Here is a 22,028-nt window from a genome sequence, read left to right as displayed (position 1 = left end):
TCGGGGACTGTCAGTCGAGCGGGGTGAGGTCGTGGCTCTCGTAGAACCGGCCCGCCTTGTAGATGATCGGGTCGTTGTCGGTGGACTCGGACGTGCGGACACGGCCCACGAAGATGGTGTGGGTCAGTGCCTGGAAACGCTCCTTGATCTCCACCTCGATCGCGGCGGCGGAGCCGTCGAGCAGAGGGGAACCGTTCGGGCCCGCGTGCCATTCAAGGTCCGCGAACTTGTCGGGGGCCTTGGACGCGAAAGTCCGCAGGGTGTCGCGCTGGTTGCAGCCGAGGATGTTGATGCCCATGTGACCGGAAGCGAACAGCGCCGGGTAGGTCGACGAGGTCTTCTGCACGCAGACCATGACCAGCGGCGGCTCCAGGGACACAGAGTTGTAGGAATTCACGGCCAGGCCGCGGGGCTTACCTTCGGCGTCCATCGTAGTGACCACGGTGACGCCGGTGATGAACTGGCGGTTGAAAGCCTTGAGCGCCTCCTTCGTGGGCTCGCCGTCGAGATTGTCCGAGACCGAGTCGGTGTCCTGGTCAAAGGCGGATCCGAGGCTCTTGAGACCCAGGTCGGCGAGCAGTGCCCCGGCGTCCCAGGTGGCTTCCTCGAACACGACACGGCCGGCGTCGAAGGTGAGCAGGTTCGACCCGGCGGTGACGACCTCGGTGCCGGTCGGGGGCACGTCACCGAGAGGCTCGGTGAAGGTACCGGTGGAGTGCCAGTACACGGCGACCTTGCAGTCCCGTTCGTCACCGTCGACGACGATGTGGTCGACGGTGGTCGTCAGGTCGGGGAAGGCGGAGCGGATGGCGAGGATGTCGGACTTGATGGCGTCCAGACCGGTCGTCGTGGAGGACCTGGCGTTGCGTCGCCGGTAGTTGTCCGCGGTGAGCTGGTCGAAGACGGAGACGTCACCGTTGTCCCAGGCGGCGTGCCAGGAGTTGACGATGGTCTTCTTCAGGATGTGGTTCATGTGCACCTCTCTGTGACGGTCACTGCATCTGTTGTATGCAACAGAATCTCCATTCGGTATGCATGGAACCGTATGCAGTGAGGGGCGTCACGTCAATGCCAGGACGTAAAAAACTCGTAAACGCACGAAAATGTAACTTTCCAGGAAACATGGAAGAAATGTGCTGCCTTCCTCTTGCATGTCTGACACGGTGATGGCACACTCTCTTGCATGCAAGAGATCACGGAACAGGCACCCGCTGACAGGAAGTCGGAGCCGACCCTGCGCGAGCAGGTACGCGCCCGGATCCTCTCCGGAGAACTCGAACCCGGCGTCCTCATCCCGGAGACCGCCCTGGCGGAGGAGTTCAACGTCAGCCGCACCCCGGTGCGTGAGGCACTCAAGGAACTCCAGATGGAGGGCCTGGTGGACATCCGCCCCCGCGTCGGCACCTTCGTCCACGAACCGACCCGCCGGGAGATCGTTGAACTGTTCCAGCTCAAGGAGAGCCTCGAAGGCCTCGCCGCCGCCCTGCTCGCCAGACGCGGAGAGGTCCCCGAGCTCGGCGTCCTCCAGCGCAACATCGAGGAATCCGACGCCGCCGCCGCCCGCGGGGACGCCGACCGCTACACGCAACTCGTCGGCGAGTTCCACTGGACCCTGGTCCGCGGGGCGGACAACCGGAAGCTCTACGAAATGTACGAGCGGCTCATGAACCAGCTCGCCTATGAACAGCTGGTGGCCCGCACCGTCTCCGACCCGCAGCGGCTGAAGGACTCCGACCGGGAGCACAACAAGGTCCTCGACGCGATCCGGCAGAAAGACCCCTACGGCGCCGAGATGGCGATGCGCGACCACGTGCACGCGTCCAGCCGGGCGGCCCTCCACCAGACCTTCGACCGGCACGACCGGCACCAGGATCCCCCCGGGGAACGGTCCGCCCGGCCGGCACGGTTCAACTACCTCGGCAACCCCGACGCAGTTGTCCCCGCCACCGGACCAGGTGACGCCGGCACAACCGGTGCACACTCACGCACCACCCACAGCACCGACGACGAGGAGCAGCGATGACAGACAGACCCACCACATTCGAGGAGCTCGGAGCGAGTCTCGGCATCCGCCGGGTCACCCTCGTCCACGAGGAGGTGTTCGGCGAAGCCGGATCCGTTCTGGACACCCCCGTACACAAGGCCGCGGCAGTCGCCGTGGTGAAGAACCCGTGGATCGTCGACGGGACGACCACCGGAACGGACGCCGACCTCGACCCGGCGACCCGGAAGATCGCCCCGGTGATCGCCAAACTCCTCGCCGACCGGCTCCTCGCGGCACTCGGCGGTGCCGGGAACATCGAGGCGTTCGGCAAAGCCGCGCTCGTCGGCACCGACGGCGAACTGGAACACGCCGGCGCCCTGATCCACACCCCCTACTTCGGGAACCTCATCCGGGAGATGCTCGAAGGCACCTCCATCATCTGCTTCACCGACGGAAGGGTCGAACCCGGGACCGACGTCCACGTGCCCATGTGGCACAAGACCCACGCCGCGAACCGGGACCACTACCAGACCATCGACGTCCCGCTGGCGGACGCCCCGCACGCCGACGAGATCTGTGTCATCGCCGCGGCGTCCACCGGGCCGCGCCCCTTCCCCCGCATCGGTGACCGGACCACCGACATCCCGGTCACCACCGACATCCTGAAAGGCCTGCTTCCATGACTCTTGAACTCCGCAAGCTCACCACCACCGTCGACGAGATCTTCTCCGAGGGCGGACGTGAGGTCACCCCTCCCAAGCGCGTGGTCGTCGTCGCCGCGGTGATCCGCAACCCCTGGGCAGGACAGGGCTTCGTCGAAGACCTCGCCCCCGGCATCGACGCGACCGCCTCGGACCTGGGTGCACTGCTGGCACCCCGGGTCATCGAGGCCCTGGGCGTCCCGCTCGAAGCCTTCGGCAAGGCGGCGATCGTCGGGGTCGACGGTGAGATCGAGCACGGGTCCGCGCTGATCCACACCCTGAAGTTCGGCAACCACTTCCGGGACGCCGCGAACGCCTCGACCCTGCTGCCCGCGGTGGAGAAGCGCGGCGTCTCCGGGGCGCCCTTCGACATGCCGCTGAAGCACTTCACCGACGCCACGATCCGTTCCCACCACCAGACGGTCGAGTGCCGGGTCTCCGACGCCCCCCACGCCGACGAGATCGTCATCGCGTTGGGTGGCACCGGGTCCGGGCGTCCCCAGCAGCGGCTCGCCGCACTGAGCACGGAAACCAGGTAGAGGAACGCCCATGGGTGCGCCGATCATCCTGCTGCACGGCGTCGGACTGGACCGGACGATCTGGGACGCCGTCACCGTTGAACTGTCCCACACGGCCGCAGGCAGGTCCGGGCGACAGACCGTCGCCCTCGACCTGCCCGGGCACGGCGGTCAACCACCGCTGACCCACGAGGTCAGCCTGGGCGACCTGGCGTCCGACATCCTCCACCGGATTTCCCGGACCACCACCGGACCCGTCCACCTGGTCGGGTTCTCCGTCGGGGCCCTCATCGCGCAGTACATCGCGGTGCACCACCCGGATCGGGTCCTCTCGTTGACCTGCGTGAGCTCCGTCTGCGCCCGGACACCGGAGGAGGCCGCCGCGGTCCGGGCACGCCTGGACACCGCCGGAACCGACTTCGCCCTCGGTGCCGAACGCGCGGTCGACCGGTGGTTCCCCGAGGACGCCACAGTCCCCGGGGCCACTGCGACACAGCTGCTGAGGGACCGGACCAGGCGCATCCTGCTCGCCAACGACATCCCCTCCTACCTGCACGTCTACCGCGTCTTCGCCACAGCAGACGCCGAACTTGCCCCGGAACTGCACCGGATCACCGTTCCGGTGCTCGCCGTGACGGGGGAGGAGGACCCCGGGTCAACACCCGACATGTCCCGCCGGATCGCTGAACGCATCCCCTCCGCCCACGTCCACATCATCCCGGGCGCCAGGCACATGGTGCCCGACACCCACCCCGAGCTGCTCGCAGCGCTGATCTCCGAGCTGGTCGGGACCGCCGAAAAGACCACCGAACCACACCCCGAAAGGAGCTGAACTGAGCCATGACCGCAACGACTGCAACAGCCGCCACGACCCCACGTCTTGACCACTTCATCAACGGCGAACACCGGACCCCCGCATCCGGTGAGTACTTCGCATCCACCAACCCCGCAACCCTGGAGACCCTCTACGAGGTCGCCCGTGGCACCGACGAAGACGTCACCGCCGCCGTCGACGCCGCACACCGGGCGTTCCGTGACCCCGCCTGGGCCGGACTCACCGCGACACAACGTGGCCGTCTGCTCCGACGCCTCGGAGACCTCATCGGGGAATACGGTGACGAACTCGCCCTCTACGAAAGCCTCGACAACGGCAAACTGCTGCGCGAGATGCGGGGGCAGCTGAAGTCCGTGCCGGAGTACCTGTACTACTACGGCGGACTCGCCGACAAGGTCCAGGGCTCCCAGATCCCCGCCTCGAACCTGGACATCATCAACTTCACGATGCGGGAGCCCCTCGGCGTCGTCGGGGCGATCACCCCGTGGAACTCGCCGATCACCCTGACGGTCTCCAAGCTCGCCCCGGCCCTCGCCGCCGGAAACACCCTGGTCATCAAGCCCAGCGAATACACGTCCCGCACCATCGTCCGCCTCGCGGAGATCGCCTCCGAGGCAGGTTTCCCCGACGGTGTGGTCAATGTCGTCACCGGATACGGTGCCGAGGCCGGGGCAGCCCTGGTCGACGACCTGAGGCTGGCGAAGATCTCCTTCACCGGTTCCACGGCCACCGGTGCCGGGATCGCCCGCTCCGCCGCCGGACGGTTCATCGGCTGCACCCTGGAACTCGGCGGCAAGTCGCCGAACATCGTCTTCGGGGACGCCGACGTCGACAACGCCGCTATGGGCGTCGTCGCCGGTGTCTTCGCCGCGGCGGGCCAGACCTGCATCGCCGGTTCACGGGTCTTCGCCCACCGCTCCGTCTACGACGAACTCCTGGAGAAGGTGACCCGCAGGGCATCCACCATCAGGATCGGCAACCCTGTCGACGACGACACCGAACTCGGTCCGCTGGCCTTCGAGGCACAGCTGAACAAGGTGAAGTCCTACATCGACCTCGGCAGGTCCGAAGGCGCGACGGTGCATTACGGCGGGGACCGCCCGGACGTCGGTCTCCCCGGCTACTTCCTGCAGCCCACGGTGCTGACGGACGCCACCAATGACATGCGCGTGTGCCGTGAGGAGATCTTCGGCCCCGTCACCGCGGTGATCCCCTTCGACACCGAGGAGGAGGTGCTCCGCCTGGCCAATGACACCGAGTACGGACTGGCCGCCGGTGTGTGGACCTCCAACCTGCAGCGCGCGATGAGGATGTCCCGCGGTCTGGAGGCCGGCACCGTGTGGATCAACACCTACCGGGCCATGTCGCCGATGTCCCCGCGCCAGGGCTTCAAGAAGTCCGGTGTCGGGATCGAGCACGGTATCGAGTCGATGTACGAGTACACGCGGTTGAAGTCCGTGTGGATCAACACCGACGAGGGTCCTGTCGCCGACCCCTTCGTCATGCGCGGTTAGTCGGGGAGTGCCCACAATGCCACTCATCGACATCTCCATCGCCGCAGGTAGAAGTCCGGAACAGCTCAGGGCGCTGATGGACGGCGTCCACAGGGTCGCCGTAGAGACCGTGGGTGCCGCCCCGGAGAACATCACCGTCATCGTCCGCGAGGTCCCCCACGAACTCTGGTCGCGCACGAACACGACCATCGCCGAGCGGGAGGCGGCGGCGCGTGCACCTGCCGCAGACGCCGCCGGAACAGAATTCTCACACACACGACACAGCAAGGAGCAGTGACAATGCGTTTCTCACTTTTCATCCACATGGAGCGCTGGGACGACTCCATCTCCCACGAACAGCACTGGAACAACCTCACCGAGCTCGTCCAGTTGGCTGAAGCCGGCGGTTTCACCACCGTGTGGACCGGCGAGCACCACTCCATGGAGTACACGGTCTCCCCCAACCCGATGGTCTCCCTCGCCTCCCTCGCGGCGAAGACCAGCACCATCCGCCTCGGTGCGGGCACGATCATCGCCCCGTTCTGGAACCCGGTCCGTGCCGCCGGGGAGACCGCACTGCTGGACATCATCTCCGGAGGACGCGCCGAGATCGGTGTGGCCCGTGGCGCCTACCAGTTCGAGTTCGACCGCCTCGCCGGAGGCATGTCCGCCAAGGACGGCGGAAGCTACCTGCGGGAACTCATCCCCGCCATGAAGAAGCTGTGGGTCGGGGACTACGCCCACGACGGCGAACACTGGTCGTTCCCCACATCCACCTCGGTGCCGAAGCCGATCCAGAAGCCGGGACCGACAGTCTGGGTCGCGGCCCGTACCGCCGAGACCCACGACTTCGCCGTCTCCCAGGGATGCAATGTCCAGGTCACCCCCCTGATGAAGGACGACACCGAGGTCCGGGACCTCAAGGACAGGTTCGATGCGGCAGTCGCCAACCACCCTGAGGTGGAGAAGAAGCCGGAGATCATGGTCCTGCGGCACACCTTCGTCCATTCGCCGGAGGACCCGGACGGCTGGATCCCCGGAGCCGAGGCCGTGAGCCGCTACTACCGGACGTTCAGCTCCTGGGCGTTCGGGAAGAAGGTCCCGGACGACGGCTTCCTCGCCCCGCAGCCGCTGGAGACCGTCAAGGACCGTCCGGAGTTCGGGCTGGAGTCCCTGCACCGGTCCGCGATGATCGGCACTCCCGAGGAGATCACCGCACGCCTGCACTCCTACGAGGACATGGGCTACGACGAGTACTCCTACTGGATCGACAACTCCATGTCCCACGAGGAGAAGAAGGCCTCACTGCAGCTGTTCATCGACCAGGTGGTCCCGAACTTCGTGTGAGGCCCGGGGGGGGTCTGCCGGGGACCGCAATACCGGGGACATCTGCCGTTAACACGACCCACGGACACTGTGGGACATGACTGTTTCAGCTCCTGACCCTGCTGTCCCGGCCCCTGCCCCGGCCGTCCACCCGGTCGACCAGAGGCCACCGTGGCCCCGGCTCATCATCCTCGGTCTCCAGCACGTGCTGGCGATGTACGCGGGAGCGGTCGCAGTTCCCCTCATCGTCGGTGGCGCACTGATCAATGCAGGCCAGTTCGATGCCGCTGACCTGCATCACCTCATCGTCGCCGATCTTTTCGTCGCCGGCATCGCCTCGGTGATCCAGTCGATCGGCCTCTGGCGCTTCGGTGCGAGACTCCCGCTGATGCAGGGGGTCTCCTTCGTCGCCGTGGCCCCGATGATCTCCATCGGTTCGGAACACGGCGTCACCGCGATCTACGGGTCCGTCATCGTCACAGGTGTGGTGATGATGGCGGTCGCCCCACTGTTCGCGAAGATCGTCCGCTACTTCCCCCCGCTGGTCACCGGCACGATCATCACGGTCGTCGGACTGTCACTCCTGTCCGTCGCCGCAGGATGGGTGTACAACGGCAGCGCCCCGGACGAAGCCGACCACGGTACAGTCGGCGGGTTCTTCCTGGCGCTGGTCTCCCTCGTCGTCGTGATCCTCATCCACCGTTTCGCCTCCCCGGCGATGAAGTCCCTCGCCGTCCTCGGCGGGATCATCGTCGGCACCGTGGTGGGACAGTTCATGGGCAGGACCGACTGGTCGGAGGTGGGCCCCTCCGAGTGGGTCGGCATTCCCACCCCCTTCCAGTTCGGTGCCCCCACCTTCGACGCCGCGTCGATCTTCACCATGGTCATCGTCGGACTGGTGATCATGACCGAGACCACCGGTGACATCATCGCCATCGGTGACGTGGTGAAGAAGCCCGTGGACGGCCGGACCCTGTCCGACGGTCTGCGGGCAGACGGCCTGTCGACCGTCCTCGGCGGTATCTTCAACACCTTCCCGTACACCGCGTTCGCGCAGAACGTCGGGCTGGTGTCCCTGTCCCGTATCGCCTCCCGGTTCGTGGTCACCGCGGCGGGTGTCATCCTCATCATCCTCGGACTCCTGCCGAAGATGGGTGCGGTGGTCACCGGCATCCCGTCCGAGGTTCTCGGTGGAGCCGGTGTCGCACTGTTCGGCATGGTCACGGCGTCCGGTATCAGGACCCTGTCGACCGTGACCTGGACGGAGACCCGGGCCCTCATCGTCGGCGTGTCCATTGCGGTGGCCATGCTCCCCAGCGTGCAGCCCGGACTGTACGAGAAACTGCCGGACGAGATCGAGATGATCGTGGACTCCGGTATCTCCGCCGGCGCGATTGTCGTGATCCTCCTGAACCTCCTGCTCAACCGGGAAGGCGGCGGCCACCTGGCGCCCGCGTTGGCTGACGGCGTCCACGAGACCGAACCCGGCCCGACCGGGGACTCCGAATCCACCTCGGTGGTGCTCAACAACTCCGAACGTGCCGCGGCCTGGGCCGAGCGCAAGGCTGAGGAGGCCCGGGCGGCGGTCGCCGAGGCGAAGCGAGAACGCCACGGGAGGTTCGGTCGGTGCGCCGGGGGCACCCCGGGAGGACGCCGGCGGCACTGGCAGTCCCCGGACCAGGTGAGGCAGCCCGTGGAGATCCATCTGGGCCATGTCGTCACCCCCTCGTCCGGGACGGACGCCACCCCCGGGACTCTTCTCGACATCCCCCGGGGCGCGGTCGTCACGGACGGACCGGTCATCGTCACTGTCGGCCCGGCCGACGAGGTCGTCGCCGGGTACACCCGCAGTGCGGCGTCCCCGGTCGTGCACGACCACGGCGGGAAGCTGATCGTGCCGGGCTTCGTCGACTGTCACGTCCACTACCCGCAGATCGGGATGATCGCCTCACCGGGGGAGCAGCTGCTCGACTGGCTCGACCGGTACACCTTCCCCGCGGAGGCACGTTTCGCCGACCTCGCCCACGCCAGGGCGACCGCGTCCTTCTTCACCGACCAGCTCATCTGTCACGGTGTCACCACGGCACTGGTGTACTCCACCGTGCACCCGCACAGTGTGGACGCGCTGTTCACCGCGGCCAGGGAACGGGGTCTGCGGATCATCACCGGCAAGACCTGCATGGACCGTAACGCCCCGGCTGAACTGCTGGACACGCCCGAGACAGCCCAGAGTCAGAGTGCCGCTCTGCTGGAACGGTGGCACGGGGTGGACCGCCTGGAGTACGCCCTGACCCCCAGGTTCGCCCCGACTTCCTCGGACGCCCAGCTCGAAGCGCTCGGAGAGCTCGCCGACTCCTACCCCGACGTGGTGGTCCAGACCCACCTGTCGGAGAATGTCGGCGAGATCGGATGGGTCGGTGAACTCTTCCCCGACGCCGTCGACTACACCGACGTCTACGACCGGGTCGGCCTGGTGCGGGAGCGTTCCGTCTTCGGGCACGGTGTCCACCTCACCGACCGTGAACTCGACAGGCTCGGTTCAGTGCACGCTTCGGTGGCGCACTGTCCGACGTCGAACAACTTCCTGGGGTCCGGACTGTTCCCGCTGGCGGCGTCCCTGCACACGGCCCCGGGTCTGCGCATCGGTTTCGGGTCGGACGTCGGCGGGGGGACCTCCCTGTCACCGTTGGCAACGGCGGGGGAGGCGTACAAGGTCTCCCGGCTGATCGCCAGCTCCGGGGACGCCGTGGCCCCGCTGTCGGCGGCGGAACTGCTGTACTACTCCACGCTGGGCGGGGCCAGGGCGCTCGGAGTTGACGCACATGTCGGCAGCCTCGAGCCGGGGAAGGACGCCGACCTCGTCATCCTCGACGCCACGGAGAGCAGTGGAAATGCGGTCCTCGCGAACCGTGCCGTCGAGTGCACGTCCACGGAGGAGCTCCTGTTCGCCCTGATGCTCCTCGGTGACGACCGGGCCGTGGACCGGGTCGTCGTCAACGGCGTCTCGGACGCACCCCGGTGACGGTGGCTGTGGCTGTGACGGTGCCGGTGGCTGTGACGGTGCCTGCTCGCCCGACGGATCCGGGCGGGGGTGGATACGATGGAGGCATGCCCACGATCACCCTGGCCGAGTTCAACACGGCGCCGGCGTCCGTCATTGTTCCGGAGCTGGAGAGCATCCTGGGGTCGGCCCCGTTGGCGGACTCCGTCGCCGCCGCCCGACCTTTCCGGGATGTCGCCGATCTTGTCGCCGCCACGTCCCGGCTGCTGGATGCCCTGTCCACCGGGGAGGTCAGGGACGCGGTGAACGCGCACCCCCCGATCGGTGGTTCGGTGGCGCGGGGGTCCCGGTCCGCAGATGAACAGGCCGGGGCGACCGAGTCCGCTGACCTTGACGTTGTCCGTGACCTGCAGCCGGTGTACCGGGAGAAGTTCGGCTGGAACTTCCTCATCCGTGCCGCAGGCCGGTCCAGTGGGCAGATCCGTGCGGAACTGGAACGGCGCATGAGCGTCGGGCCGGACGAGGAGTGGGTGTTCAGCGTGGACCAGCTCCGTGCGATCAACGAACTGCGCCTGCGCGGGTACGTCACCGACGACACTGACGACACCGACCGATGAAGGAGAACCAGATGAGCCTTTCCACCCACTGCCTCGACACGACCACGGGGTTGCCCGCCAAGGGTCTGCAGGTCGAACTGGTGAAGCTGCACGCCGTGGACTCCGGCGCCGACATCACCGCCGATCCGACCGTGCTGGAGTCCGCCTCCACCGACGGTGAGGGCCGGTACCGTTTCGTCGTGGACCCGGTTCCGGGCACCTACCGTCTCCGGTTCCACACCGGGGACTACCTGTCGGCGGCCGGCACCCCCACCCTGTACCCGTGGGTTGACGTCACCTTCGTGGTCGAGGATCCGGCGGACAACCCTGCGGCACCGTCACACCTGCACATCCCCCTGCTGCTGAACCCCTTCGGCTACTCCACCTACCGCGGGAGCTGAGCAGGTCACTGTTTCCCCCCGGCAGTCCCTGCGGCCAGTTCGGCGACCAGTTCGGCGACACGTTCAGCGGTGCCCCAGCTCAGTGTCACCCCCGCACCGCCGTGCCCGTAGGCGGCGATGACCGGGACACCGGCCGCCGGGGCGGCGTTGTCGGGGAGGGTCGCCGGATCCACCACCTCCAGCCGGATGGTGGTGCGGCCCGGGCGTAGTCCCGTCCCGTGACCGAGCACGGGAAGTCCCTCCAGTTCAGGGACCAGTGCCACGGCCCGCGCGAGGATCGCCCGGGCGGTCTCCGGGTCCGGGGTCTCGTCCCACACAGCCGGTTCGGCGGTTCCGCCGACGACAATGTCGTCGACCCTGGGCAGCACATAGGTCTCCCCGTCCGGGTTGTCGTCGTCGGTGATCCAGTCCGTCAGCGGCTCCGGTGACCCGTCCGTTCCGGTCCCGTTGGCCAGCACCACGATCTGCCCCCGGACAGGGGTGACCTCTTCATCTCCTCCGAGGAGTTCACCCCCGCGCAGCCCCCCTGCGACGACCACGACGTCCGGGGCCGCGGTCGCGTACTCCCCGTCGTAGAGGGCCGCGAGAGACTCGACCTTCCGCCAGCGGAACTGCACACCTGCCACGCGGCAGGAGTCCATGAGCCAGGCCAGGTAGGTGGGCATCATGATCATCGGCAGGGTCGTCTCCACACCGCCCGCGGTCGGACGGACGGCGTCCGTGCCGAGAACCGCAGTGACAGCGGGAACCCAGGAACGGTCCGGCGTCCCCCGACGTTCGATGACGGTGCCGCGACGCATCTCAACAGGGGCGATGTCATCGGTGACGTCGTCGGCGCCGTCCGCGACAGCCGCCGCCGCCGAGTCGGCGAGTTCCACGAAGCGGAGGAGGGAGCGTTCCGTCAGCCGGGTGGCGTCCTCCCCGGAGGGTACGGCGGTCCGGTAGGGGAACCAGACTGCGGCGGCGCGGGCGGAGACGGTGTCGCCCCGTCTCTTATACACCTCCAGATGCGGATAAGAGACCGGATGAAGAGGCCGGGGCGTCCGAGTGCTCATACCCCTACGGTGTCCCGGTCGGCGACGACGGTGACCTCGTGGCCCGCCTCGGCGAGTTCGTGGGCGCAGGACAGGCCGGTCACGCCGGCCCCGATGACGGTGATTTTCATGGACACCAGGGTATGTCCTCTTTCGCCCCGGCTGTACCGCTCACTACACTTGGCCCCCGACCTATCAGAGAGTGAGGACGCCGTGACGAATCTGTTCCGGACGAAGTCGATAGAGCAGAGCATCCGGGACACCGAGGATCCCGAACACCAGCTCAAGAAGAACCTCGGCCCCCTGGACCTGGTGGTGTTCGGTGTCGGGGTGTGCGTCGGAGCGGGGATCTTCGTGCTCACCGGACAGGTCGCCGCGGACCACGCGGGCCCGTCGGTGGCCCTGGCCTTCGTCATCGCCGCCGTCGGATGCGGACTGGCCGGCCTGTGCTACGCGGAACTGGCGTCCACCGTCCCGGTTGCCGGCAGTGCCTACACTTTCGCCTACGCCTCGGTGGGGGAGTTCATCGCCTGGATCATCGGCTGGGACCTCATCCTGGAGTTCACTCTCGCCTCCTCGGCGTTGGCGACCTCGTTCAGTGACTACCTGGCGATCGTGCTCGACGGCACCCCGTTGGCGATCCCGGAGTCCATCCAGAACACGGACAAGGGCGTGGTCAACCTGCCTGCGGGGATCCTCGTGCTCGGCCTGACAGCCGTCCTGGTCACCGGGATCAAACTCTCCAGCCGGATCAACCAGGTCATCACCTTCATCAAGATCGCCGGCGTGCTGCTCGTGGTCGTCGTCGGATGCTTCTTCATCAAGGTGTCCAACTGGTCCCCGTTCATCCCGCCGTCGGAGGGGACCCAGGGTGGTGTGTCCTCGGTGATGCACGCCCCGCTGCTGCAGACACTGCTGGGGATCGAGCCGAGCACCTACGGTCTCGGCGGACTGTTCTCCGCGGCGGCGCTCGTGTTCTTCGCCTTCATCGGTTTCGACGTCGTCGCCACGACAGCGGAGGAGACGAAGAACCCGCAGAAGGACCTGCCGATCGGGATCTTCGGCTCCCTGGCGGTGGTGGCCGTACTCTACGTGGCGGTGTCCCTGGTGATCACCGGCATGCAGAACTTCCGGGACATCGACCCGGCCGACGGTGCCCCGCTGGCCACCGCATTCAATGCCGTCGGTGTCCACTGGATGGCCGACGTCATCTCGGTCATCGCGGTCATCGGCCTGGTCGTGGTGTCCATGACCATGTTCCTCGGACAGACCCGCGTGGCTTTCGCGATGGCCCGCGACGGTCTGTTCCCCGAGTGGCTGGCCCGCACCCACCCCCGGTTCAGGACCCCCTACCGGATCACCGTCGTCACGGGTGTGGTCATCGCCGTGATCGCGGCACTGGTCCCGTTGGCGACCCTGGTCGAGATGATCAACATCGGCACCCTCTTCGCGTTCATGATCGTCTCGGTCGCTGTCATCGTGCTGCGGAAGACCCGCCCCGACGTCCCCCGCGCCTTCAAGGTCCCCCTGGTCCCGTGGGTGCCGGTGCTCTCGGTGATCGTCTGCGGGTACCTGGCACTGAGCCTCCCGCTGGACACGTGGATCCGGTTCGTGGCGTGGCTGGCGATCGGCGTGGTGGTCTACTTCGCCTACTCACAGCGGCACAGCCGTCTGGGCAGGCACTACGCCGGAGAGGCAGGGCACGAGGAGGTCCTCGCCGCCGAAGCCGCGCACAAGGCGCGTGGTGCAGCGTCCCCTAACGCCACGAACGCCGGGGACGCCGGGGAGAAGTAGCTTCGTGCTGCCCCGCCGGTGCCCGACACCGTAGGCTGGTCGGCATGAGTGAGCGCACGGACACCACACAGAGCTCCCCGGCGGGAACCTCCACCGACAGCATGTCCGACGTCACCGTGGTGCCGCTGCACCCGCGTGGTCGGGGAACGGGAACTCCGCAACGTACGGTCCCGGACCGACTGTGGCGGGAGGTACTCGGCGAGGAGATCCGCCGTCACCGCACCGCCAGGAAGGAACGTCTCAGGGACACCGCCGCCCGGGCCGGGATCTCGCCGCAGTACCTCTCCGAACTGGAACGAGGCATGAAGGACCCGTCCTCGGAGATGCTTGAGGCGGTGGCCGGGGCGCTGGGGAAGTCCTCTTTCGAACTCACCCGCTCGGCGGTCCGCGGCTGGGGTGCTGCAGCAGCCGGCTCCGGCGGGACCGTCCTCATGTGCGCCGCGTGAGCACCCTGTCGACGATCCCGTACTCGACCGCCGCCTCCGGGGTGAGCACCAGCTGACGTTCGGTGTCCTCCCTGACCTGGTCCGCGGTGCGTCCGCAGTGGGAGGCCAGCACCTCCTCCTGCAGCCGGCGGACCCGCTCCATCTCCTCGGCCTCGATGATGAGATCGGGGATGGTGCCGCGTCCCCCCTCGGTGGCCGGGGCGGACAGGACGACCCGCCCGTGGTGCAGGATCGCCCGGCACCCCGGCGTCCCTGAGGCCAGCAGCAGAGCGGCGGAGGCCACAGCCTGGCCCACACAGGTGGTCTCCACCTGCGGCCGGATGAACTCGAGGCAGTCCACGATCGCCATCGTCGCCCACAGGGACCCGCCCGGCGAGTTGATGTACAGCGAGACAGGGGCGTCCGCACTCTCGCTCTCGAGGTGAAGTAGCTGGGCGATGACCGCGTTCGCCACACCGTCGTCGACGGGGGTGCCGAGGTAGACGATGCGTTCGTCGAGCAGGCGGCTGTAGATGTCCACCGTCTTCTCGCCGACCGGGGTGGAGGTGGTGACGTAGGGGATCGGGTAACTGGTCACGGTCAGGCCCCCAGTCCCAGGCGGGGACGACGGGCGGTGAGCGCGCCGGGGCCGGTGAGGAAGCCCAGGTCGGACACGATGTGGTCGACGAAGCCGTACTCCTTCGCCTCCTCCGCGGTGAACCACCGGTCACGGAGTGAGTCGCGGGTGACCTGGTCGAGAGGTCGTCCTGTGTCGTCGGAGATGCAGCCGAGCACGGTGTCGCGGGTGTGGGTGATGTCCGCCGCCTGGATCTCGATGTCCTGCGCGGTGCCGCCGATACCGCCCGAGCCCTGGTGCAGCAGCACCTTCGAGTGCGGCAGGGCGTAGCGCTTGCCAGGCGTCCCCGAGGACAGCAGGAACTGGCCGGCACTGTAGGCCATGCCGAGGTTGACAGTGGCGACGTCATTGGGGACGCCGCGCAGGCAGTCACGGATGGCGAGCATCCCCGGCACGGAACCTCCGGGGGAGTTGATGAGCAGAACGATGTCCGCCTCCGGGTCGCGGGCGGACAGGAGCAGGACCGAGGCGCAGAGACGGTTGGCGGTGTCCTGCCCGAGAGCGTCGCCGAGGACGACAGTGCGGCGCTCGAAGAGGTCCCGGTAGATCTCGGCGTCGAGGATACGGGTGGGGTCGGGTGTGTTCTCTGACATGGTGTCCACCCTGGTGGTGCCGCACTGGCACCGGCAAGGCCACGCTGCCGGAGGCGGATCCGCTGTCAGCGGACCGTCCGGTCCGGCAGGCGGGCCGCCTCAGTACGCCGGAGTGAAACCGCCGGCGAGCGCGGAACGGACCATGCCTTCGTCAGCGAGCCGGTTGACCTCCCGGACAGTCACCCCGTCGGCTCCGACGACCGGGGAGGTGGCGTCGAAGGCGACCTTCCCGCCGACGTACACGGTACGCAGGTGCCGCAGTCCGCAGGCCAGCACATATGTCGCCACCGGATCCCACACGGGACCCGTGGCAGGGTCCCGGGGGTCCACGACCACCAGGTCGGCGAATTTTCCGACCGTCAGCGAGCCGACCCGGTCAGAGATCCCCACAGCCTCCGCGGAACCGAGGGTGTGCAGGTGCAGTACCTGGTCCACCGACATGACCGAAGGGTCCGAGTGGACAGCCCGCTGTGTGAACAGGCCGGTGCGCATGTTCTCGAAGGGGTCGGTTGTGTCGGTGCAGGACTGGTCGTCGACCCCCATCCCCACGGTCACGCCCCGTGCCAGGAGGGTGGTGATGTCGGCGATCCCGGAGCCCAGCCGGCCGTTGGACATGGCCTGCCACACCACAGAGGTCCCGGATTCCACGACCCGGTCCACCATGTGCCCGGTGGGGTGCACGAAGTGGCCGAAGGCGAAGTCCGGCCCGAGGACTCCGGCGTCGTCGTACCAGTCGAACTTCGACTGCTGGATGTCGATCTGCTCGGCAGTCTCCACGAAGTGTGCCTGGTCCGTGACACCCCACTTCACCATGAGCTCCCTCTCGAGCTCGGCGGTGCGGGGACGCGAGGCCCACTGCACCGCGCCGTAGACTGAACCGCCCAGGTTGAGATCGGCGGCGGGCCCGTCCGCCGAGGACGCCAGGCGTTGCATTGCAGCGTCGAAGCCGGCGACCGCCTCGTCCTCGGGAAGCTGTTCGTCGTCGACGCGGACCGAGGTCACCGAGCGGATACCGGAGGCCTCCACGCCGTCGATCTGACGGATGACGAAGTCCGGGTCGTGGACTTTCACGGCCTTCAGTGTCGAGGTCGCGTAGTCGAAACGGCAGATCACCCGGGACTGCGTGAAGTTGTAGACCGAGGTCACCCCGGATGCGAGGTGGTCGAGACCTCCGGCCCTCGACAGCCAGTACATCGTCTCCGGGTCGGCGTCGGCGAGCATCGCCGAATTCTGCGTGACCCACGCGTACAGGGGTGAGGAGTGCTCCACCCCGCGCATGCCGCCGGTGTAGATGTGGCTGTGACCGGAGACGAACCCCGGTGCGAGGAACGCCCCGTCGAGGTCGGTGACACGGCCTCCGGCGGCCAGGCAGGACGCCGTGAGTGAGGTGGGGGGTGTCCCCTCCCCGAGGCCGCTGATGCGGCCGGTGTCGTCGACGGAGAGCCATCCGCGGAACCAGCGGGGCTGTTCCGGGTCGACGGGGATGATGACGGCGTCGGTGAAGACGGCGGTGCGGGTGGTGCTCATCCGGGCAGGACCTCCATGATCCAGTTGTCGGCCACAGTGCCGGGCACGGTGCCGGGCACAGTGCCGGGCACGGTGCCGGGCAGGCGGCCGGAGGGACGGGTGAAGTGCAGCCGACGGGACGGGCCGTCGGAGTCGGCGGTCCAGAACAGGTACTCCCGCGGCACGACCGCGTAACCGGCCCAGGTGTCGGGAGGAGTGGAGGAGAGGTCCGGGTGCGCGGCAGCGAACTGTGCCCATGTCCGGTGCCGTTCATCCTCGGGACGCTGCGCCAGGTCACTGTCGTTCAACCAGGCGAGCAGCTGGAGATAGCGGACCCGGCCGGAGAACGCCTCCGCCTCCTCGTCCGGATCGGAGCGCACGGCGTCCCCGACGACGGTGACCTGACGCGACCGGTCAGGTGCGAGGACAGTCAACGAGACCTTCGGGTCGGCCCCGATGTGCCGGGCCTTGTCGGACCGGGAGTCGGTGTGAAGGTAGATCCGGCCGGCCGCCGGCGACCCGGCGGCGCCGGTGTGACTGACCATGACATTCCTGGTCCGCGGGTAGCCGTCCGGGCCGACCGTGGCCAGTGTCATGAGCACCGGCGGAACCTCCGAGAGGTCCCCGGAGACCGGCGGCCAGGTCAGACCGGCGTCCTCGGCGATGAGGGCGCGGAAGTCCGACATCCAGGTGTCGAAGAGCACGGTGGGGTCTGTGACCGTGCCTGTGACCGTGCCTGTGGAACGGTCCGTCGCCGCCGTCATCACAGTGCCCCCGGGTTGAAGGTGAGGATCTCGGGGACGGCGTCCACCACTGAAGTGACGTAGTCCTCGAAGAGCCGCTCCCCGGCCTCCGCCGTGGCACCGGTGGGGTCCCCCACCACGCCTGAGGCGTCGAAGTCGGTCGACAGCCAACCGAACTTCACAGTTCTGCCGAAACCGACGTGACTGCCGGACGCCACAGCGGCGGCGGGCTTCGGACCGAGTTCAGCTGCGGCGTCCATGGAGACCAGCTCCGGGGCGACGTGAAGCATCATCGAGGTCTCGGACCATCCGGCGTGGATACCCATGCCGAACTCCGTCTCCCCCGGGGTGGGAGGCGAGGAGACCAGGAAGGTCCGCAGGTCGAAACGCCTGCGCAGTTCACGTAGGGCGACCTCCAGCAGCGCAGAGTTGCCGCCGTGGCCGTTGACGATGAGCAGCCGGCGCACCCCCGAGGCGGCCAGCGACCGGCCCAGGTCCACCATCGTGGCGAAGAGGGTCGAGGCGTTCAGCCACAGGGTGCCGGGCAGGGCGGAATGCTCGTCGGACTTGGTCACCGACAGGGTCGGCAGCAGCCACAGGTCATGACCGGCGGCGACGGACCGTTCCACCACAGCGGACGCCACGGCAGCGGCCATCACCGCATCGGTGGACATGGGAAGGTGGGGGCCGTGCGGCTCCACGGCACCGACCGGCAGAACCACCAGTGAGCCGGGGCCGACGGCGGTGGGAACCTCGGCCGTGCTGAGATCCGCCCAGCGGCGGGACGCGGTACTCACATCCACCTCCCGGGGTTGAGGATGCCGTGGGGGTCGAAGTCCGTGGCGAGAGCCCGGACCCGGTCAGGTTCCAGGTCGATGTACCACTGGTGCGGTGAGTGCACGGACACTCCGAGAGCCTCGAGCTGCGGGACACCGGCGGCGATCCGCTCCCTCACCGAAGTGACGGACTCACCGGGGTCGATCGGGCCGTTGACCATGCCGAACATCATGCCGTTGCCGACCTCCAGGTGGAAGCTCGCCGACCTCAGCGGGGTCGAGTAGACGGCCAGTACCTCGTCGAGGTGCTCCACCACGGCCGTGCCCTGGCACTCCATGTGGAACCAGCGGCCGGGTTCCTTCTTCTGCAGCCACCAGGTCGGGTGGTTGTAGGACAGGGTGGACAGTTTCACCGTGGCGTTGATGCCGGTGCGCACGGCCTCCATCCGTCCCCCGCAGGAGGAGACGATCCGGGTGAAATCGTCCAGACGGGAGGCGTCGAGGATGCCCCGGACGCTGCCACGGCCGGGGACGAAGGCCTCGTCGGACGGGAGGGCGGCGACGATGTCGGGGCCGTCCGCGGACATCAGCCGAGGCTGCAGCCGGGCCCGCATGACCTCGGTCGCTGCCGAGAAGGCGGCGTCCCGGGAGGGGAAGGAGGCGTAGACGGCCCGCCAGTCGGCCAGAGGTTCGACCTTGACCGTCGCCCGGACGATGACCCCGGCGACCCCGTAGGTGTGGACGTAGGGTTGCGCGTCCTCGCCTTCGAGGTGGATGATCCTGGCGTCCTCGGTGGCGGGGACGATGTCCACGGCGGTGACGAACCCCTCGTGGTTGCGCCCGTGCACGATGGTTCCCGTCCCGGCGGAACCTCCGCCGAGGAAACCGCCGAGGGTGGACTGCACGGTGGAGGGGTACATCCACAGCTGGTGTCCGTGTTCCCAGGCGTAACTCTCCAGGGAGAGCATCTGCGCCCCGGCGTCCGCCGTGATCGTCCCGGCCCCGGTGTCTGCCGGGTCGAGTCCGTGGATGGTGGTCAGGGAGGTCATGTCGAGGACCAGTCCACCGAACCTGGGCAGGACCTGACCGTAGTTCCCGGTGCCCTTGCCCCGGGTGGTGACCGGCACATTGTGGCGGACGGCCGCCCGCATGATCTCCGGCACCTCCTCGACACTGCGCGGATAACAGACCACGTCGGGGACGCCGAGTTCACCGTCGGCGACCTGGGCGGTGATCACCGGGGACATCCCGGAACCGTCGCGTGAGGCACGTTCCACCGCGCGCGGCAGCTGGGTCACCCCGCGAGGTCCGAGAACCGCGAGAAGATCGTCGACGAGGGCGTCGACGTCGGCGGGGGTGAAGTCGGGGCGTCCCCGGCCGTCGGCGACGGCGAAGAGATGGCCGACGTCGGTGCTGACCTTCACCCCTTCCCTGACTGCCTGGCTCACAGTGACACCCCCGGGTCGAGGAACTCGTTGGTGGCGAACTCGGAGTTCTTCACGCCGTCCTTCACCGGGGTGTTCTGGGCGGCGAAGATCGGGGTGAGGATGTCGACGAGGCGGGACAGTCGGGCGTCCTCGAAGGAACCGAGGGTGCCGTCCGCACCGTTGGCGACGAGCTTCTCGTCCCTCATCTTGTCCACACCGTAGGAGGCGTTGCCGGCGTCGTAGACCCAGCCGGAGTTGAACTCGGACACCGTTTCGACGATGAGTTCATTGGTGGCGTCCGGGTTGTCCAGGTACGACTTCTCACCACGCTGGAGGACGGGGACGAGCTCCTTCAGGCAGTCGGCGTTGGCGTCCTTGGCATCGGCGCGGACAGCGAGGGCGGACTTGTACGTCGGGAATCCGACATCGTGGATGAGCTGGTACTCGACGGGCTTCTTCCAGCCCTCGATGGTGTTCTCGTAGTTGTAGGGCTCCGAGGAGGAGTAGCCCTGCTGGGCCTTGGCTCCGCCGGCGGCGACGAAGGTGGCGGGGGCGCCGTCGTAGGATTCGTCGATCTGCGACTGGTTGAGGATGCCGGAACCGGTGAGGTACTTGATGTAGGACATGTCAGCGAAGGTGAGCACCGTGACGTTCTTGTCCTTGAGGTCGGCGATCCCGTGGACGTCAGGGTAGGTCGCCGGATCCCACATGATCATCTGCGGGCTCTTGTCCAGGGTGGTCATCACCCCGACGGTGGGCATGTCCGCGGAATGCTGGATGGACTGGTCGGTGTCGACGTAGCCGAGGAGAATGTCCTGGTCCTGGTACATCTGCGAGGTCACCGACTGGTTGCCGATGGCCGGGCCGCCGGAACGGATCTCCAGGTTCACGCCCGTGTATCCGTTCGCCCCGTCGAACAGCGGCCCGGAGACGGTCTTCTTGTCCGCGTCGATGGTGATGTGGTCCTTGCCCTCACCTCCGTAGTTCAGCTGTTCGTAGAGGTGCCCGTGCTCAGCCTCGGGGAACCAGTCGGTCTGCACGACGACGGTGGAAGGGCAGACCGAGGACAGGTCGGTGGAGCCGATCTCGCCGTCGTAGGACGCCGCGGACGTGGACGAGTCATCGCCTCCGCAGGCTGCGAGGGAGACGGCGGCGGCCGCGGCGACGGTGGCGGCGGTGAGGGTGCGGACGGTGTACTTCATGGTTGAGCTCCTGTCAGGATTTTTGGTTGGGAAACAGCCGTCGGGGGACGGCGGGAAAGAGGCCGGGGAGATCCGGTCGTGCGCGGGAACCGGCCGGAACTACTTGCCGTACCAGCGGCCGACGACACGGTTGCCGATCCAGCCGAAGACCAGGAAGACGACGACACCGAGCAGTGACGCGAGGATGATCGCGGCGAAGAGGTCCGGGGACTGCAGCCGTGACCGGTAGTTGTCCAGGAGGACGCCGATGCCGGGGGTTCCCTGCTTGAAGAAGAAGTCACCGACGATCGCACCGACGACGGCGAGGCCACCGGAGGTGCGCAGGCCGACGAAGATGGACGGCATCGCGGCGGGGAGCTCCAGTTTGCGCAGCACCGTCAGACGTGAGGGGTGGTGCAGGGCGAACAGGTCCCTCATACCCGGGTTGACCGACTGGAGTCCGAACAGGGTGTTGGAGACCATCGGGAACAGGGAGATGAGCACACAGACGAAGACACGGGCGGAGAACCCGAAACCGAACCAGAACCCGATGAGCGGGACCAGCGCGAGGACCGGGATGCACTGGAGGATGACCGCGTAGGGGAACAGTGCGGTCTCCGCCCGCTTCGACTGGGCCATGACGATGGCCCAGACCACGCCGATGACCGCGGCGATGAGCAGTCCGGTCGCCGCGATCCGGGTGGTCTGCCACAGGGCCTCCCACATTTCCCCGGCATTCGGGCCGAACAGACCCTCGGTGACGACCTGGTGGGGCGGCGGCATGAGGAAGCGGCGGGACTCGTCGAGCAGGACGTAGCTGACGAGGTACCAGATACCCACGATCACCGCGAGGACTGCGAGGGGGAGCAGGACAGAGGCGTAGGGGATGTTGAGGGACCTCCTGCGCGTCGTGGGGGACGGTGCCGGCCCACCGTTTCCGGTTGCCGGGGACGTCCCCGCACCGGTTGACGACTGGGCGGGTGCTGACGTGTTCGTGACTGATCCTGGGGTTGATTCCGTGGTGGGTCCCGTGCTGACGGACATGGCGTCCTCCTTC

Annotated in this window: 23 protein-coding genes; 12 read left to right on the top strand and 11 right to left on the bottom strand. The window is 67.7% G+C overall.

Annotated elements, in window-relative coordinates:
• Positions 1-10: 10 nt before the first annotated feature.
• The gene (locus BN3906_RS11460; protein WP_066588491.1) at positions 11-973 is read right to left on the bottom strand and encodes a flavin reductase; all 963 of its coding nucleotides are present in this window, start codon (positions 971-973) and stop codon (positions 11-13) included.
• A 210-nt stretch (positions 974-1,183) separates the two neighbouring features.
• On the opposite strand from BN3906_RS11460, the gene BN3906_RS11455 reads away from it, so the two are divergent.
• The 10 genes from BN3906_RS11455 to uraH all read left to right on the top strand — a co-directional run bounded on the left by BN3906_RS11455 (position 1,184) and on the right by uraH (position 10,855).
• A complete protein-coding gene (locus tag BN3906_RS11455; protein ID WP_066588488.1) occupies positions 1,184-2,023 on the top strand; it encodes a GntR family transcriptional regulator in 840 nt (279 codons plus the stop codon).
• Positions 2,020-2,667 (top strand): amino acid synthesis family protein, encoded by a 648-nt coding sequence (locus BN3906_RS11450; protein ID WP_066588485.1) that lies wholly within the window; start codon positions 2,020-2,022, stop codon positions 2,665-2,667. The genes BN3906_RS11455 and BN3906_RS11450 overlap by 4 nt, the downstream gene beginning before the upstream one ends.
• Positions 2,664-3,224 (top strand): amino acid synthesis family protein, encoded by a 561-nt coding sequence (locus BN3906_RS11445; RefSeq protein ID WP_066588479.1) that lies wholly within the window; start codon positions 2,664-2,666, stop codon positions 3,222-3,224. Before BN3906_RS11450 ends, BN3906_RS11445 begins: the two co-directional genes overlap by 4 nt.
• Positions 3,225-3,234: 10 nt before the next feature.
• Positions 3,235-4,035 (top strand): alpha/beta fold hydrolase, encoded by an 801-nt coding sequence (locus tag BN3906_RS11440; protein ID WP_066588478.1) that lies wholly within the window; start codon positions 3,235-3,237, stop codon positions 4,033-4,035.
• A gap of 8 nt (positions 4,036-4,043) precedes the next feature.
• On the top strand, positions 4,044-5,552 hold the full coding sequence (locus BN3906_RS11435) for an aldehyde dehydrogenase (protein WP_066588476.1): 1,509 nt from the start codon (positions 4,044-4,046) through the stop codon (positions 5,550-5,552).
• 16 nt (positions 5,553-5,568) lie between these two features.
• Positions 5,569-5,829 carry a tautomerase family protein gene (locus BN3906_RS11430; protein WP_066588472.1) on the top strand — a complete coding sequence of 87 codons (261 nt, stop codon included), beginning with the start codon at positions 5,569-5,571 and terminating at the stop codon, positions 5,827-5,829.
• A 2-nt stretch (positions 5,830-5,831) separates the two neighbouring features.
• Complete coding sequence (locus tag BN3906_RS11425; protein ID WP_066588469.1) at positions 5,832-6,878, top strand: LLM class flavin-dependent oxidoreductase; 1,047 nt, start codon at positions 5,832-5,834, stop codon at positions 6,876-6,878.
• 76 nt (positions 6,879-6,954) lie between these two features.
• Positions 6,955-9,879 (top strand): guanine deaminase, encoded by a 2,925-nt coding sequence (gene guaD / locus BN3906_RS15225; RefSeq protein WP_261797000.1) that lies wholly within the window; start codon positions 6,955-6,957, stop codon positions 9,877-9,879.
• A gap of 86 nt (positions 9,880-9,965) precedes the next feature.
• Complete coding sequence (locus tag BN3906_RS11410) at positions 9,966-10,475, top strand: 2-oxo-4-hydroxy-4-carboxy-5-ureidoimidazoline decarboxylase (protein WP_066588466.1); 510 nt, start codon at positions 9,966-9,968, stop codon at positions 10,473-10,475.
• An 11-nt stretch (positions 10,476-10,486) separates the two neighbouring features.
• Positions 10,487-10,855, top strand: coding sequence for a hydroxyisourate hydrolase (gene uraH, locus BN3906_RS11405; protein WP_066589901.1), 369 nt, complete (start codon positions 10,487-10,489; stop codon positions 10,853-10,855).
• A gap of 5 nt (positions 10,856-10,860) precedes the next feature.
• Here uraH and BN3906_RS11400 read toward each other — a convergent pair whose 3' ends face one another.
• Entirely contained in the window at positions 10,861-11,910 is a 1,050-nt protein-coding gene (locus BN3906_RS11400) for an FAD-dependent oxidoreductase (RefSeq protein ID WP_147592951.1), read from the bottom strand.
• Positions 11,907-12,020 (bottom strand): FAD-dependent oxidoreductase, encoded by a 114-nt coding sequence (locus BN3906_RS14600; RefSeq protein WP_147592948.1) that lies wholly within the window; start codon positions 12,018-12,020, stop codon positions 11,907-11,909. The genes BN3906_RS11400 and BN3906_RS14600 overlap by 4 nt, the downstream gene beginning before the upstream one ends.
• An 82-nt stretch (positions 12,021-12,102) precedes the next feature.
• On the opposite strand from BN3906_RS14600, the gene BN3906_RS11395 reads away from it, so the two are divergent.
• Positions 12,103-13,683: an APC family permease gene (locus BN3906_RS11395; RefSeq protein WP_066588463.1), complete on the top strand. Its 1,581-nt coding sequence runs from the start codon at positions 12,103-12,105 to the stop codon at positions 13,681-13,683.
• 44 nt (positions 13,684-13,727) lie between these two features.
• A complete protein-coding gene (locus BN3906_RS11390; RefSeq protein WP_315969048.1) occupies positions 13,728-14,129 on the top strand; it encodes a helix-turn-helix domain-containing protein in 402 nt (133 codons plus the stop codon).
• Here the strand turns inward: BN3906_RS11390 and BN3906_RS11385 are convergent.
• From BN3906_RS11385 to BN3906_RS11350, 8 genes are all read right to left on the bottom strand, one after another.
• Positions 14,113-14,706, bottom strand: a complete 594-nt coding sequence (locus BN3906_RS11385) for a ClpP family protease (protein WP_066588456.1) — start codon at positions 14,704-14,706, stop codon at positions 14,113-14,115. The two genes, BN3906_RS11390 and BN3906_RS11385, sit on opposite strands and share 17 nt — an antisense overlap.
• Positions 14,707-14,708: 2 nt before the next feature.
• On the bottom strand, positions 14,709-15,338 hold the full coding sequence (locus BN3906_RS11380) for a ClpP family protease (protein WP_066589891.1): 630 nt from the start codon (positions 15,336-15,338) through the stop codon (positions 14,709-14,711).
• 99 nt (positions 15,339-15,437) lie between these two features.
• Positions 15,438-16,865 carry an amidohydrolase family protein gene (locus tag BN3906_RS11375; RefSeq protein WP_066588454.1) on the bottom strand — a complete coding sequence of 476 codons (1,428 nt, stop codon included), beginning with the start codon at positions 16,863-16,865 and terminating at the stop codon, positions 15,438-15,440.
• Entirely contained in the window at positions 16,862-17,608 is a 747-nt protein-coding gene (locus tag BN3906_RS11370) for a pyridoxamine 5'-phosphate oxidase family protein (RefSeq protein ID WP_066588452.1), read from the bottom strand. Before BN3906_RS11370 ends, BN3906_RS11375 begins: the two co-directional genes overlap by 4 nt.
• The gene (locus BN3906_RS11365) at positions 17,608-18,384 is read right to left on the bottom strand and encodes a creatininase family protein (protein WP_078057511.1); all 777 of its coding nucleotides are present in this window, start codon (positions 18,382-18,384) and stop codon (positions 17,608-17,610) included. The genes BN3906_RS11370 and BN3906_RS11365 overlap by 1 nt, the downstream gene beginning before the upstream one ends.
• Positions 18,381-19,811 carry an FAD-binding oxidoreductase gene (locus tag BN3906_RS11360; protein WP_390620346.1) on the bottom strand — a complete coding sequence of 477 codons (1,431 nt, stop codon included), beginning with the start codon at positions 19,809-19,811 and terminating at the stop codon, positions 18,381-18,383. Before BN3906_RS11360 ends, BN3906_RS11365 begins: the two co-directional genes overlap by 4 nt.
• Entirely contained in the window at positions 19,808-20,992 is a 1,185-nt protein-coding gene (locus tag BN3906_RS11355) for an ABC transporter substrate-binding protein (RefSeq protein ID WP_066588446.1), read from the bottom strand. Before BN3906_RS11355 ends, BN3906_RS11360 begins: the two co-directional genes overlap by 4 nt.
• A gap of 99 nt (positions 20,993-21,091) precedes the next feature.
• Positions 21,092-22,015 (bottom strand): ABC transporter permease, encoded by a 924-nt coding sequence (locus BN3906_RS11350; protein ID WP_078057510.1) that lies wholly within the window; start codon positions 22,013-22,015, stop codon positions 21,092-21,094.
• Positions 22,016-22,028: the final 13 nt, after the last annotated feature.

This window comes from Corynebacterium provencense, from assembly GCA_900049755.1.
Classification (GTDB): Bacteria; Actinomycetota; Actinomycetes; order Mycobacteriales; family Mycobacteriaceae; genus Corynebacterium; species Corynebacterium neomassiliense.
Note: the sequence above shows the minus strand (reverse complement) of the source record. Positions and strands in the feature narration are given on the sequence as shown.

What these genes read in the sequence shown, in the direction of transcription:
- BN3906_RS11460 (WP_066588491.1), bottom strand. Translation starts at nt 973, where the DNA reads ATGAACCACATCCTGAAGAAGACCATCGTCAACTCCTGGCACGCCGCC.
- BN3906_RS11455 (WP_066588488.1), top strand. Translation starts at nt 1,184, where the DNA reads ATGCAAGAGATCACGGAACAGGCACCCGCTGACAGGAAGTCGGAGCCG.
- BN3906_RS11450 (WP_066588485.1), top strand. Translation starts at nt 2,020, where the DNA reads ATGACAGACAGACCCACCACATTCGAGGAGCTCGGAGCGAGTCTCGGC.
- BN3906_RS11445 (WP_066588479.1), top strand. Translation starts at nt 2,664, where the DNA reads ATGACTCTTGAACTCCGCAAGCTCACCACCACCGTCGACGAGATCTTC.
- BN3906_RS11440 (WP_066588478.1), top strand. Translation starts at nt 3,235, where the DNA reads ATGGGTGCGCCGATCATCCTGCTGCACGGCGTCGGACTGGACCGGACG.
- BN3906_RS11435 (WP_066588476.1), top strand. Translation starts at nt 4,044, where the DNA reads ATGACCGCAACGACTGCAACAGCCGCCACGACCCCACGTCTTGACCAC.
- BN3906_RS11430 (WP_066588472.1), top strand. Translation starts at nt 5,569, where the DNA reads ATGCCACTCATCGACATCTCCATCGCCGCAGGTAGAAGTCCGGAACAG.
- BN3906_RS11425 (WP_066588469.1), top strand. Translation starts at nt 5,832, where the DNA reads ATGCGTTTCTCACTTTTCATCCACATGGAGCGCTGGGACGACTCCATC.
- guaD (WP_261797000.1), top strand. Translation starts at nt 6,955, where the DNA reads ATGACTGTTTCAGCTCCTGACCCTGCTGTCCCGGCCCCTGCCCCGGCC.
- BN3906_RS11410 (WP_066588466.1), top strand. Translation starts at nt 9,966, where the DNA reads ATGCCCACGATCACCCTGGCCGAGTTCAACACGGCGCCGGCGTCCGTC.
- uraH (WP_066589901.1), top strand. Translation starts at nt 10,487, where the DNA reads ATGAGCCTTTCCACCCACTGCCTCGACACGACCACGGGGTTGCCCGCC.
- BN3906_RS11400 (WP_147592951.1), bottom strand. Translation starts at nt 11,910, where the DNA reads ATGAGCACTCGGACGCCCCGGCCTCTTCATCCGGTCTCTTATCCGCAT.
- BN3906_RS14600 (WP_147592948.1), bottom strand. Translation starts at nt 12,020, where the DNA reads ATGAAAATCACCGTCATCGGGGCCGGCGTGACCGGCCTGTCCTGCGCC.
- BN3906_RS11390 (WP_315969048.1), top strand. Translation starts at nt 13,728, where the DNA reads ATGAGTGAGCGCACGGACACCACACAGAGCTCCCCGGCGGGAACCTCC.
- BN3906_RS11380 (WP_066589891.1), bottom strand. Translation starts at nt 15,338, where the DNA reads ATGTCAGAGAACACACCCGACCCCACCCGTATCCTCGACGCCGAGATC.
- BN3906_RS11375 (WP_066588454.1), bottom strand. Translation starts at nt 16,865, where the DNA reads ATGAGCACCACCCGCACCGCCGTCTTCACCGACGCCGTCATCATCCCC.
- BN3906_RS11370 (WP_066588452.1), bottom strand. Translation starts at nt 17,608, where the DNA reads ATGACGGCGGCGACGGACCGTTCCACAGGCACGGTCACAGGCACGGTC.
- BN3906_RS11355 (WP_066588446.1), bottom strand. Translation starts at nt 20,992, where the DNA reads ATGAAGTACACCGTCCGCACCCTCACCGCCGCCACCGTCGCCGCGGCC.
- BN3906_RS11350 (WP_078057510.1), bottom strand. Translation starts at nt 22,015, where the DNA reads ATGTCCGTCAGCACGGGACCCACCACGGAATCAACCCCAGGATCAGTC.